A 12329-nucleotide genomic window follows, 5' to 3' on the forward strand; every position below is an offset into this window, starting at 1 on the left:
CTCACACCTGGAGCCCGGCCGTGAGGAGGTCGACGAAGCCGACCTCCTCCTTGGCCACACCGAAGACCTCCGCGCGCAGCATGGTGCGCTCGGCCCAGGCCCGGTGCGGCTTCACCTCGTTCATCTTGTTCGTGTAGGCGCTGCGCATCACTCCGCCGCCGCCGCGCTCGGGCCGCAGGATGTCCTGGGCGTCGCAGAACTCCTCGTGCGAGACCACCGAGAGCGCATGCACGGGGGTGACGTGGGCGGGGTGGATGCAGGTCTTGCCGAGCAGTCCGTTGGCCCGGTCCAGCTCGATCTCGCGCAGCAGGCCGTCCAGGTCGTGCTCGATCAGGGCGGTGCGCAGTTCTTCCACGCCCTCCTCCAGGAAGGGGCTGCGGCGCAGCTGGGGCTTGAAGAGGCGCTGCTGGCTGCGGAAGTACTCCCAGACGGGCCCGGTCACCGTGAAGCCGGTGCCGTCGGCGCGGCTGAGGACGTTGACGACGTCCGCGATGACGCCCGCCACGATCTGGACGTCGTAGGCGGTCATGTCGGGCGTGCGCCGCAGGCCGTAGGCCGAGCAGAAGTCGGTCACGCCGAGTCGCAGCGCCAGGACCCGGTCGCGGTGACTGTTGACCGTGCGGGAGATCCCGGCGAGTGCCTGGGCCCGGGTTTCGAGGTGGAGGAGCTCCGGGGTCTCCAGGACGGGCATGGCATACAGGCGGGACAGTCCTGCGGCGGCCTCGGCCTCGGCGACGGCTTCGAGGAAGGCGACACCGCGGTTCTCGTCGAACTTCGGGAGTACGAATCCGGCCAACCGCCGTACGGAGCCGCCGAGCCTGCGGACCAGATCGGGTATCTGCTCGGCCGTGCGGACGCGGATGAAGAGCAGCGGGAGCTCCGCGCCGTCGGCGTCGAGCTCGGTGAAGTGCCGGACGAGGTTCTCCTCGGCTCCGGCGACGTCGCCGTCGCTGATGGAATCCTCCAGGCAGAGGACCATGGAGACGACCCCTCGGCCGGCCTGCTTGCGGATGTCCGCGGCGAGCGTGGGGCGGGTGGCGGGGCTGTAGAGCGTGGCTCCCAGCGCCGCCGCGAGGACACGGGAGGGCGAGGCTCCGGTGAATTCCGCCGGTTCCTGGTGGAAGAGGTCCTGACGGACGGTGGGCGTTATGTGCCCAAAGTGACGCATGTGCTTCCCCCGTACTGCCTCGGCGGCCCAACTGGCATGGCCGGTAATAGTACGTACGAACGTGAGTCAAGAGTTCCTCAAGCACATGAAGTTCAGGTAACCCTCTTGCACCATGCCCAGCTCTCGCGTTCGGTACAAGGCCCTACGGGGGGCCGCATTGTCCCTGTCCACCCCGGGAGGGCAGGATGACGTGCATGACGCACGCGATGCAGAAGGGCTCGAACATCCCGGTGGCCGCCGTGGCGGTCCGGGCGGTGCTGCGCTGGACCGGCGGCCCCGAGGTGCCGGACGTGGACGCCTCGGCGCTGCTCGTCGGCCCGGACGGCCGGGTGCGTTCGGACGAGGACTTCGTCTTCTACAACCAGCCCCGGCACCCCTCCGGGGCCGTCTGGCGGCTGGGCAAGAAGCAGATCGGGGACGCGATCACCGACGCCGTCCAGGCGGATCTGTGTACGGTGACCCCGACGGTGGACCGGATCCTGGTGGTGGCCTCCGCCGAGGACGTCCCCTTCCAGCGGGTCCACGACCTGCGGATCCTCCTCTACGACGCCTCCCCGGGCGGCAGCTCCGAACCGCTGGCCTACTTCGACGTACGGCCCGAGACCGGCGCCGAGACGGCACTGATCTGCGGGGAGCTGTACCGGCGGGGCGAGGGGTGGAAGTTCCGGGCGCTCGGCGAGGGCTACTCCGACGGGCTGGTGGGCCTGGCGACCGACCACGGGATCTCGGTCGACGAGAACGCCGCCGAGCCGGACGCGGGCGCCGCGGCCGGTTCCGCCTCCGGTCCGGCCCCCGACGCCGGCTCCGAGCAGACCGCGATGATGGCCCCGCCCACGCAGGCTCCGCCGCCCATCCAGCCGGCCTACGGGTACCCGCAGCCGGTGTCCCCGGCCCCGGTGCCGGGTCCGGGCGGCGACCCGTCCTTCCGGCTGCCGGTGCAGGGCCCGCAGTTCATCCGGCGCTGACGCCGCCGGCGCCGGCCCGGGCGGTACCGGGCCGGCCCGGTACCGCCCGGGCGCGGGCCCGGTCGGCCCGGTGTGTGGGCCCGGTCAGCTCTTGGCGCTCTTGTAGCCGCGCCCCCACTGGAGCCCCCAGCCGTACAGCCGGTCGAGCTCGGCCTGGAACCCGTACACGAACTTCACCTCGCGCCGCACGACCAGCTCCCCCTTGACCTTCTCCAGCGAGACGACCGCGCAGGAGCGCGCCTGCGGGTGCCGTTCGTCCAGCGGGATCTCGATCCGCGGCCCCGTGACGGGGTAGAGGGTGACCATGGCGTGCGTCCGGTCGAAGGCCGGGGTCTGGTCGTAGATGTAGACGAAGACGAGCAGCCGCTTGATCTCGTCGGCGTGGTCGAGGTTGACGTAGAGGGTCTCCCCCGACGCCGAACCGAACCGGTCGTCGCCGCTGAGCTTGACGTACGGCGGGTCGTTGAGGTCGCCCAGCAGGTTCCCCAGCGGCTGCACGGCGCCGCGGGTGCCGTCCGTCAGCTCGTACAGGCAGCCCATGTCCAGGTCGACGTTGACCATGCCCTGGGTGTGCGCCTGCACCATGTCCGGCTTGAACAGCTTGAACGGGTGCCGGAACAGCTGGCCGCTCTGGCCGGAGCGGCCGCCGATGTCCGAGGTGCGCATCCGCCAGGACAGATTGACCCGCAGATTGCCGTGGACGGCTCCCTGTTTGGTGAGCGACACCGTTGATTGCCGCTTGGTCAGCTCGATCGCGTTCGACGAGGCACTGCCCGACTGGAACTGCACGGCCCGGCTGCCCATGATGCCGTCGAAGAAGCCCATCCCCTACCCCCCTGGTCCCCTGATCCCTGATCGCCCTGAGCCTACGGAAGCGGGGCGGCCCGCCGGGTCCGTGGACCCGGTGGACCGCCCCGCAATGGAGCGTTCCGCATTACCGCCGCGGTCATGCCTCGGCGGTGGAACCCTCCAGTTCCAGGCGCTTGTTGCGGCGCACGGAGGACCAGAAGGACCATCCGATGAGCAGCACGCCGACGAGACCGGTGATGATCTCGTTGATCTCGTACTGGATGGTGACGAGCAGGATCACGGCGAGGGCGCCGATCGCGTAGTGCGCGCCGTGCTCCAGGTAGACGTAGTCGTCGAGGGTGCCCTGGCGGACCAGGTAGACCGTCAGCGAACGGACGTACATGGCACCGATACCGAGGCCGAGGGCCATCAGCACGATGTCGTTGGTGATGGCGAAGGCGCCGATGACCCCGTCGAAGGAGAAGGAGGCGTCGAGGACTTCGAGGTAGAGGAACATGAAGAAGGCGGCCTTGCCGGCCATGGCGACGGCCGAAACGGGCTTGCCGGTCCTCTTGGCCTCTTCCTCGGCCTCGTGCTCGGCCTCTTCCTCTTCCTCGAGCTTGTTCTCGAAGTAGCCGGAGAGACCACCGACGACCATGTAGGTGATCAGACCGAGGATGCCGGAGATCAGGACGGTCTGCGCCTTGTCCACATGGATGCCACCGTGCTGGTGGGCGTTGGCCCCCACGGTCATCGAGGCGATGACCAGGACGATCAGCGCGATGCAGGCGGACAGCATGTCGACCTTGCCGAGCTTGGCGAGCGGACGCTCCAGCCACGCGAGCCACTTGATGTCACGGTCCTCGAAGATGAAGTCGAGGAAGATCATCAACAGGAACATGCCACCGAACGCGGCGATGGACGGGTGGGCGTCCGTGACCAGCTGCTCGTACATCTCCTTGTCGTTGAGGGCAAGCTCCACGGCCTCGATGGGCCCGATCTTGGCGCTGATCGCGACGATCACGACGGGGAAGACCAGTCGCATACCGAAGACCGCGATGAGGACGCCGATGGTGAGGAAGATCTTCTGCCAGAAGGCATTCATCTTCTTCAGGATTCCGGCGTTGACCACCGCATTGTCGAAAGACAGCGAGATCTCGAGGACCGACAGGATCGCGACGATACCGAAGGCCTGCCACCCCCCGTAGAACACCGCTGCGACCAGACCGAGCGCAGTGATTGCGAACGACCAGCCGAAGGTTTTGAGAACCACTGGCACCCCATCGTCTTGTACGGCTTTACGAAACGTTGACCCCGAAGTCTAGAGCGATGCCTCGGAGCCCCGACGCGTACCCCTGTCCCACCGCACGGAACTTCCATTCACCGCCGTAGCGGTAGACCTCACCGAAGATCATCGCGGTCTCGCTGGAGGCGTCCTCGGAGAGGTCGTAGCGGGCCAGCTCCTGACCGTCGGCCTGGTTCACCACGCGGATGAAGGCATTGCTGACCTGGCCGAAGCTCTGCCGGCGGGAGTCGGCGTCGTGGATCGAGACCGGGAAGACGATCTTGTCCACGGCCTGCGGCACCTTGGTGAGGTCGATGATGATCGACTCGTCGTCGCCTTCACCCTCGCCGGTGAGGTTGTCCCCCGTGTGTTCGACGGAGCCGTCGGGGCTCTTCAGGTTGTTGTAGAAGACGAAGTACTCGTCCCCCAGCACCCGGCCGCTGTTGCACAGCAGCGCGCTGGCGTCGAGGTCGAAGTCGGCTCCCGTGGTCGAGCGCGCGTCCCATCCGAGACCGATCAGAACCCTGGTCAGGTTCGGTGCGGCCTTGGAGAGGGAGACATTGCCCCCCTTGGCGAGTGTGACGCCCATGTTGTGGTCCTCCCCGGACGACGGTGTGGCGGTTCGGCGATGTGCCGGTGGTGCGGCGTGACGGTGCAGTGGTGTGACGGGTGGTGCGCTGTGACGGGTGGTGCAGTGTGACGGTGGTGCGGTGTGCCGTCTGCGGAGGTGTCCGCAGGTAAAGCCGGTCCGGCGCCGTACACACAGTGCACGGCGCCGGACGGACGGACTGCTCTCGGACTCAGACGTTGACGCCGAAGTCCTGCGCGATGCCGCGCAGGCCCGATGCGTAACCCTGGCCGATGGCGCGGAACTTCCACTCCGCACCGTTGCGGTACAGCTCGCCGAAGACCATGGCGGTCTCGGTCGAGGCGTCCTCGGAGAGGTCGTAACGCGCGAGCTCGGTGTTGTCGGCCTGGTTCACGACGCGGATGTACGCGTTGCGGACCTGGCCGAAGCTCTGCTGGCGGCTCTCGGCCTCGTAGATCGAGACCGGGAAGACGATCTTCGCGACGTCGGCGGGGACGCCGGCCAGGTTGACCTTGATCGCCTCGTCGTCGCCCTCGCCCTCACCGGTGGTGTTGTCACCGGTGTGCTCCACCGAGCCGTCGGGGCTCTTCAGGTTGTTGAAGAAGACGAAGTTCGCGTCGCTGGTGACCTTGCCCTGGTCGCTGGTCAGGATCGCGCTGGCGTCGAGGTCGAAGTCGACACCGGTGGTGGTGCGAGCATCCCAGCCCAGACCGACGATGACCGCCGTCAGGTTAGGCGCGGCCTTGGTCAGCGAGACGTTGCCGCCCTTGCTGAGGCTGACTCCCACGGGTCCTCCATTGGGTTCTGTGTGTGGGGCGGTGCCCCGTCGTGCAGGGGGCCCTCCCGGTCGTGACCGGGGGAGCTACCGGATCAACGTTTCGATCCTAGTGACGGGTTCCCGCCTGTAAGCGGTTTTCGCAGGGAAAATGCATGTACGGCCCGCGCCGCCGCGGTCAGAGACTGTCGAGTGCCTTGATGTACTCGTTCAGGTCACGCGCGTCGGGCAGTCCGTTGACGACAGTCCAGCGCACGATGCCGTCCTTGTCGATGATGAAGGTGCCGCGGACCGCGCATCCCTTGGCCTCGTCGAAGACCCCGTAGGCGCGGGAGGTCTCGCCGTGCGGCCAGAAGTCGGACAGCAGCGGGTACTCCAGACCCTCCTGCTCCCCGAAGACGCGCAGGGTGGGCACGGAGTCGTTGGAGACCGCGAGGAGCTGCACGTCGTCGTTCTGGAAGCGCGGAAGCTGGTCGCGCAGCTCGCACAGCTCGCCGGTGCAGACGCCGGTGAAGGCGAAGGGGTAGAACAGCAGCACCACTGCCTTCTCGCCCCGGAAGTCGGAGAGCCGCACGGCCCGGCCGTGGTTGTCCTTGAGCTCGAAGTCCGGGGCCTTGTCGCCGACCACGATCGCCATCTCTCGCATCCCTTCGTTCCCGCATCCCCGCGTTGGGCTGTTCGGGTGAGTCACAGACTAGGTCCTGATCGCGGCACGGGCACGGAACGCACACACCCCGCCGACCGGGGTCACCTGGTCGGCGGGGTGCGCGTCCGCTTGGCTGCGGGCGTACGGTTCAGCGCTTGGCCTTGGCGGCCTTCGGCGTCACCAGCTTGGTGGAGGTCCACTCCTTGCCGACGGGCAGGCCCTTGGCAAGCGAGAGGCCGGCCGTTTCGGCTGCCTCGCTGATGTCGCTGGCCTCGACGTAGCCGTCACGGCCCGTCTTGGGGGTCAGCAGCAGGATCAGTGCGCCGTCCTCGACCAGCTCGGTCGCATCGACCAGGGCGTCCGTCAGATCGCCGTCCTCGTCGCGGAACCACAACAGCACCGCGTCGGCGACGTCGTCGTAGTCCTCGTCGGCCAGCTCGCTGACGAGCTTCTCGACGGCGTCACGGAATTCCTGATCGACGTCGTCGTCGTAGCCGATCTCCTGGACCACCTGTTCGGACTGGAAACCCAGCCGGGCGGCCAGGCTCTCCGCGTGGTCCGCGGTCGCGCTCACGGGGTGCCTCCTGCTCATGTTCGGTGAATGTCATCTGGCGGCGCGCGTACGCGCAGCATTGGGCGTAGTCCACACGGGCGCGGCGGATCGCGCAAGTACCCGGCCATCGAGACCGTCGAAACGGTGACGATTGCGGCCGTCTCGCCGCAACTTTCAGCCTTCCCGTGTGCACCTCTCGTGATTCATCCCACACCATTCCAGGTCATTCGGCATCATCGTCGACGCTTGACGCCTTTCCTACCTGTTTGAGGGACGAACGGCCTTGCGAAGCCGGCGCCCGCTTTGGGCGTAAGGTAACGATTCGGACGGACTCGCCAAGGATCCCCGCCGATCCTCCCCCACCGGGTTCCACCGGGTTCCCTGCGGTTTCCGGGGATTACCCGGTGGTAAAGATGAAGATTTCGGCCCAGCGTAAGAGCATGGGAGGCGGCGAACCCAAGGCACGACTCCCCCGACAGCGAAGGAACAGCGTGGCTTCCGCATCCGATCGTAATCCGATCATCATTGGCGGCCTGCCGAGTCAGGTCCCGGACTTCGATCCGGAGGAGACGCAGGAGTGGCTCGACTCGCTCGACGCCGCGGTCGACGAGCGGGGCCGTGAACGCGCCCGCTACCTGATGCTGCGGCTGATCGAGCGGGCCCGCGAGAAGCGCGTGGCCGTGCCCGAGATGCGCAGCACGGACTACGTCAACACGATCGCCACCCGGGACGAGCCGTTCTTCCCCGGCAACGAGGAGATCGAGCGCAAGGTCCTCAACGCCACCCGGTGGAACGCGGCCGTCATGGTCTCGCGCGCCCAGCGTCCCGGCATCGGCGTCGGTGGCCACATCGCCACGTTCGCCTCCTCCGCCTCCCTGTACGACGTGGGCTTCAACCACTTCTTCCGGGGCAAGGACGAGGGCGACGGCGGCGACCAGATCTTCTTCCAGGGCCACGCCTCCCCCGGTATCTACGCCCGTGCCTATCTGCTGGACCGGCTCTCCGAGCAGCAGCTCGACTCGTTCCGCCAGGAGAAGTCGAAGGCTCCGTACGGCCTTTCGAGCTACCCGCACCCGCGGCTGATGCCGGACTTCTGGGAGTTCCCGACCGTCTCGATGGGCCTCGGTCCGCTCGGGGCGATCTACCAGGCCCGGATGAACCGGTACATGGAGGCGCGCGGTATCGCGGACACCTCCAAGTCCCACGTTTGGGCGTATCTCGGCGACGGCGAGATGGACGAGCCGGAGTCGCTCGGCCAGCTGTCGATCGCCGCGCGCGAGGGCCTCGACAACCTGACCTTCGTGGTCAACTGCAACCTGCAGCGCCTCGACGGCCCGGTGCGCGGCAACGGAAAGATCATCCAGGAGCTGGAGTCGATCTTCCGCGGCGCCGGCTGGAACGTCATCAAGCTGATCTGGGACCGTTCCTGGGACCCGCTGCTGGCCCAGGACCGCGACGGCATCCTCGTCAACAAGATGAACTCCACCCCCGACGGGCAGTTCCAGACGTACGCCACCGAGTCCGGTGCGTACATCCGCGAGCACTTCTTCGGCGGTGACCAGCGGCTGCGCGCCATGGTCGAGAACATGTCCGACCAGCAGATCCAGCACCTGGGCCGCGGCGGACACGACCACAAGAAGGTCTACGCGGCCTACGCCGCGGCCAAGGCCCACAAGGGCCAGCCGACGGTGATCCTGGCCCAGACGGTCAAGGGCTGGACGCTCGGCCCGAACTTCGAGGGCCGCAACGCGACGCACCAGATGAAGAAGCTGACGGTCGACGACCTCAAGCGCTTCCGCGACCGCCTGCACATCCCGATCACGGACGCGCAGCTGGAGGGCGGGGCCCCGCCGTACTACCACCCCGGCCCGGACTCCCCCGAGATCCAGTACATGCACGACCAGCGCAGCGCCCTGGGCGGATACGTGCCGACCCGGGTGGTGCGCGCGAAGCCGCTGCAGCTGCCGGACGACACGACGTACGCGGCCGCCAGGAAGGGCTCCGGGCAGCAGTCGATCGCCACGACCATGGCCTTCGTCCGCATCCTGAAGGACCTGATGCGGGACAAGGAGATCGGCAAGCGCTTCGTGCTGATCGCGCCCGACGAGTACCGCACCTTCGGTATGGACGCCTTCTTCCCGAGCGCCAAGATCTACAACCCGCTGGGCCAGCAGTACGAGGCGGTCGACCGCGACCTGCTGCTCGCGTACAAGGAGTCCCCGACCGGCCAGATGCTGCACGACGGCATCTCGGAGGCGGGCTGCACGGCCTCGCTGATCGCCGCGGGTTCGGCGTACGCGACGCACGGCGAGCCGCTGATCCCCGTCTACGTCTTCTACTCGATGTTCGGGTTCCAGCGCACGGGTGACCAGTTCTGGCAGATGGCCGACCAGCTCGCGCGCGGTTTCGTGCTCGGTGCGACCGCCGGACGGACCACCCTCACGGGTGAGGGGCTCCAGCACGCCGACGGTCACTCCCAGCTGCTGGCCTCGACGAACCCGGGCTGCGTGGCGTACGACCCGGCCTACGGCTACGAGATCGCGCACATCGTCAAGGACGGTCTGCGGCGGATGTACGGCCCGGAGGCGGAGGACGTCTTCTACTACCTGACCGTCTACAACGAGCCGATCCAGCACCCGGCCGAGCCGGCGGACGTCGACGTGGACGGCATCCTCAACGGGATCCACCGGGTGTCCCGGGGCACCGAGGGCACGATCGGGGCGCAGCTCATGGCCTCGGGCGTGGCGGTGCCGTGGGCGCTGGAGGCGCAGCGGATCCTGGCCGCCGACTGGGGCGTCCGGGCGGACGTCTGGTCGGCGACCTCCTGGAACGAGCTGCGCCGCGAGGCGGTCGAGGTCGAGGAGCACAACCTGCTGCACCCGGAGGAGGAGCAGCGCGTCCCGTACGTGACGCGGAAGCTGTCGGGTGCGGAGGGGCCGTTCGTGGCGGTCTCGGACTGGATGCGCTCGGTTCCGGACCAGATCTCGCGGTGGGTGCCCGGCGCGTACACCTCGCTGGGCGCGGACGGCTTCGGCTTCGCGGACACCCGCGGCGCCGCACGGCGCTTCTTCCACATCGACGCCCAGTCGGTGGTCCTGGCGACGCTCACCGAGCTGGCCCGGGCGGGGAAGGTCGACCGCTCGGTGCTGAAGCAGGCGGTCGACCGTTACCAGCTGCTGGACGTGGCGGCGGCGGAGCCGGGGGCGGCGGGCGGCGACGCGTAGTCGCCGCGCGGCGGGACGGATCACAGCGGGCGGGCGGGCCCCGGCTTCGGCCGGGGCCTGCTCCCGTGCACGGGTTCCCTACGATGCTCGGCATGAAGGAACCCTCACGTCAGCGGCAGTGGGAGCGGCGGAGCCAGCTCCCGCTGCTCGTGCTCGCCGTGGTGTTCGCGGTCGCGTACGCCGTCCCCATCGTCGCTCCGGACGCCGACGCGGGCGTGCACCGCGCCTGCACCTACGCGGAGTGGACGGTGTGGGGTGCGTTCGCCGTCGACTACCTCGTACGGCTGGGCCTCACGGGCGACCGCAAGCACTTCGTGCGCACGCACTGGCTGGACCTGGCCGCGGTGGTGCTGCCGCTCGTCCAGCCGCTGCGGCTGCTGCGGCTGGTGGCCACCTTGATGCTGGTGGGCCGCCGGGCCCGGATGGCCCCGCAGGTCCAGCTGACGACCTACGTGGCCGGGGCCGTGGTGGGCCTGCTGATGTTCGGCTCGCTGGCGGTGCTGAGCGTGGAGCGGGAGGCTCCCGACGGCAACATCAAGAACCTGGGCGACGCCGTGTGGTGGTCCTTCACCACGATGACGACGGTCGGGTACGGGGACCACTCCCCCACGACCGGCCTCGGCCGGCTGCTGGCGGTCGGCCTGATGCTGTCCGGCATCGCCCTGCTGGGTGTGGTCACCGCGAACATCGCGGCCTGGTTCATCGCCCGCTTCGACCGCGACGACCAGGCCGAACGGCTCCAGCTGGCCGCCCTCCTGGAGCTCCGGGCGGAGGTACGGGCGCTGCGCGGCGAGGTCGCCCGGCTGGGCGGCACGGCGGCCGACGTGGCCGCGGCCGCCCCGCCGAGCGCCCCGGCGCAACGGGAAGCTACCTCTCCCACACCTTGAACGCCCGCACCTGGTAGGGCGACTGGGGAAGCCAGACCCCGTCGCCGGGGTAGGTCTGGAACTCGCCCGTCTCCGCGCACTCGGCCGACTGGTACGTGGTCACCGGGCGCCCGGTGCGGTTGGTGAGGGACTGGGCGCTGGTCCCGGCGGGCAGCGCGGTGCAGCTGTTGATGTCCAGGTTGCTCAGCTCGTGCGTCTGCCGGGCTCCCTTGAACTCCGGTTTCGCCCACAGGCACAGCTGCCCGGTGGCACAGGCCCCGAGCGTCGGCGGCCCCGCGGCGTGCGCCGTACCGGCCGTACTCGGGAGGAGGGCGGTCAGGGCCAGGACGGTCGCGGCCAGGACGGTCGTGGTGGTGGTACGGGCGTTTCGACACGTACGCATGACGGGTCAACTCCTTGTGGACGGCGGGCGCCCGGACCGTTTCCGAATGCTCCGCCGACACCACGCTGACCTGCGGTGACGGGCGGACGGAAGAGGCTCCGGGTGCATCCACCCTGATAGGCGACAGCCCCGCCGGAACCGTCCGGCGGGGCTGTCGTATGTACGGAGTTGACGCCTCCGGGAGCCGCCCTGCCGGGCCGGCAAGGCCGGCGGCCGACCCGAACGAGTCATGCGCGAGCGGCCGCGTGGGCGCGCCGAGGACGTGGGACGGCACGTCGACACCCCCTGGCGGAGCCCTCTGCGGCCCGTCGCGCACCGGTACTCTGACCGCCGGCTCGGCGTCAGGAAGGAGCCCCGACGTGGTGATCGACGAGCGGCCGGCGACGGCCGCGCCGGTGGCCGGACTGCGCGAACGAAAGAAGCGGCGCACGCGGGGAGCCCTGCTCCGTGCGGCCCTGCTGCTGTTCCTCTCCCAGGGCTACGAGCGCACCACCGTCGATGAGATCACCGACGCCGTACGCGTGTCCCAGCGCACCTTCTTCCGCTACTTCGCCAACAAGGAGGAGGTCGTCTTCGCCCTCCAGGAGCTGGTCGAGTCGCGGTTCCTCACCGAACTGCGCGCCCGGCCGGCCGCCGAGGGCCCCTTCGAGGCCCTGCGGGGCGCGGCGCTCGCCGCCTGGGACACCGTCGAGGTGACGCTGTCCGAGGTGGTCCCGGTCGATCTCTACATGCGCAGCTACCGGCTGATCGAGTCCACTCCGGCCCTGCTCGCCGTGCACCTGCGGCGCTCCACCGAGCTGGAGGACCGGATCGCCCGGCTGATCGGCGCCCGGGAGGGCCTGGACGTGGACGCCGATCCGCGCCCGCGGGTCGCCGTCGCCGCGTTCTGCGGCGTGATGCGCGTCACAGGACGACTGTGGGGGCAGGGCGAGGACACCAGCGTGGAGTCCCTCCGCAAGCTGACGGAGACGTACCTGGACGGGATCGGACCGGCGCTGACCTCGACGTGGCGCGAGCGTGCGTAGCCCGGCGATCCCGGTGGCCGGTCCGCGGGCGCGTGCGGGGG

At 69.0% G+C, this 12329-nt stretch carries 12 protein-coding genes; 4 read left to right on the forward strand and 8 right to left on the reverse strand.

The annotated features are described in order from the left end of the window. Position 1: 1 nt before the first annotated feature. A complete protein-coding gene (locus tag IE257_RS02410) occupies positions 2 to 1168 on the reverse strand; it encodes an HpcH/HpaI aldolase/citrate lyase family protein (RefSeq protein WP_189964006.1) in 1167 nt (388 codons plus the stop codon). A gap of 194 nt (positions 1169 to 1362) precedes the next feature. Between IE257_RS02410 and IE257_RS02415 the strand changes: the two genes are divergently transcribed. After that, positions 1363 to 2133, forward strand: coding sequence for a TerD family protein (locus IE257_RS02415; protein ID WP_189964008.1), 771 nt, complete (start codon positions 1363 to 1365; stop codon positions 2131 to 2133). Between the two features lie 84 nt (positions 2134 to 2217). Here the strand turns inward: IE257_RS02415 and IE257_RS02420 are convergent, their stop codons facing one another. The 6 genes from IE257_RS02420 to IE257_RS02445 all read right to left on the reverse strand — a co-directional run bounded on the left by IE257_RS02420 (position 2218) and on the right by IE257_RS02445 (position 6791). Next, positions 2218 to 2958: a TerD family protein gene (locus IE257_RS02420; RefSeq protein ID WP_189964010.1), complete on the reverse strand. Its 741-nt coding sequence runs from the start codon at positions 2956 to 2958 to the stop codon at positions 2218 to 2220. A gap of 121 nt (positions 2959 to 3079) precedes the next feature. Then, positions 3080 to 4195, reverse strand: a complete 1116-nt coding sequence (locus tag IE257_RS02425) for a DUF475 domain-containing protein (RefSeq protein WP_189964011.1) — start codon at positions 4193 to 4195, stop codon at positions 3080 to 3082. 25 nt (positions 4196 to 4220) lie between these two features. Next, positions 4221 to 4796 (reverse strand): TerD family protein, encoded by a 576-nt coding sequence (locus tag IE257_RS02430; RefSeq protein WP_030389474.1) that lies wholly within the window; start codon positions 4794 to 4796, stop codon positions 4221 to 4223. Positions 4797 to 5007: 211 nt separating this feature from the next. Further along, positions 5008 to 5583, reverse strand: coding sequence for a TerD family protein (locus IE257_RS02435; RefSeq protein ID WP_030009302.1), 576 nt, complete (start codon positions 5581 to 5583; stop codon positions 5008 to 5010). Between the two features lie 166 nt (positions 5584 to 5749). After that, entirely contained in the window at positions 5750 to 6208 is a 459-nt protein-coding gene (locus IE257_RS02440; RefSeq protein WP_189964013.1) for a peroxiredoxin, read from the reverse strand. A 157-nt stretch (positions 6209 to 6365) separates the two neighbouring features. Continuing rightward, a complete protein-coding gene (locus IE257_RS02445) occupies positions 6366 to 6791 on the reverse strand; it encodes a DUF3052 domain-containing protein (RefSeq protein WP_030009300.1) in 426 nt (141 codons plus the stop codon). 470 nt (positions 6792 to 7261) lie between these two features. Between IE257_RS02445 and aceE the strand changes: the two genes are divergently transcribed. Together aceE and IE257_RS02455 are read left to right on the forward strand one after the other, a co-directional pair. Continuing rightward, the gene (aceE, locus tag IE257_RS02450; protein WP_189964015.1) at positions 7262 to 9994 is read left to right on the forward strand and encodes a pyruvate dehydrogenase (acetyl-transferring), homodimeric type; all 2733 of its coding nucleotides are present in this window, start codon (positions 7262 to 7264) and stop codon (positions 9992 to 9994) included. Between the two features lie 92 nt (positions 9995 to 10086). Continuing rightward, the gene (locus IE257_RS02455; RefSeq protein ID WP_189964016.1) at positions 10087 to 10881 is read left to right on the forward strand and encodes a potassium channel family protein; all 795 of its coding nucleotides are present in this window, start codon (positions 10087 to 10089) and stop codon (positions 10879 to 10881) included. Here the strand turns inward: IE257_RS02455 and IE257_RS02460 are convergent. Further along, positions 10862 to 11263 carry a peptidase inhibitor family I36 protein gene (locus IE257_RS02460; RefSeq protein ID WP_189964019.1) on the reverse strand — a complete coding sequence of 134 codons (402 nt, stop codon included), beginning with the start codon at positions 11261 to 11263 and terminating at the stop codon, positions 10862 to 10864. The two genes, IE257_RS02455 and IE257_RS02460, sit on opposite strands and share 20 nt — an antisense overlap. Positions 11264 to 11625: 362 nt before the next feature. Here IE257_RS02460 and IE257_RS02465 point away from each other — a divergent pair, with 362 nt between their 5' ends. Next, a complete protein-coding gene (locus IE257_RS02465) occupies positions 11626 to 12288 on the forward strand; it encodes a TetR/AcrR family transcriptional regulator (protein ID WP_189964764.1) in 663 nt (220 codons plus the stop codon). The last annotated feature ends 41 nt before the right edge of the window (positions 12289 to 12329 follow it).

This window comes from Streptomyces avidinii, from assembly GCF_014650695.1.
Lineage (GTDB): Bacteria > Actinomycetota > Actinomycetes > Streptomycetales > Streptomycetaceae > Streptomyces > Streptomyces avidinii.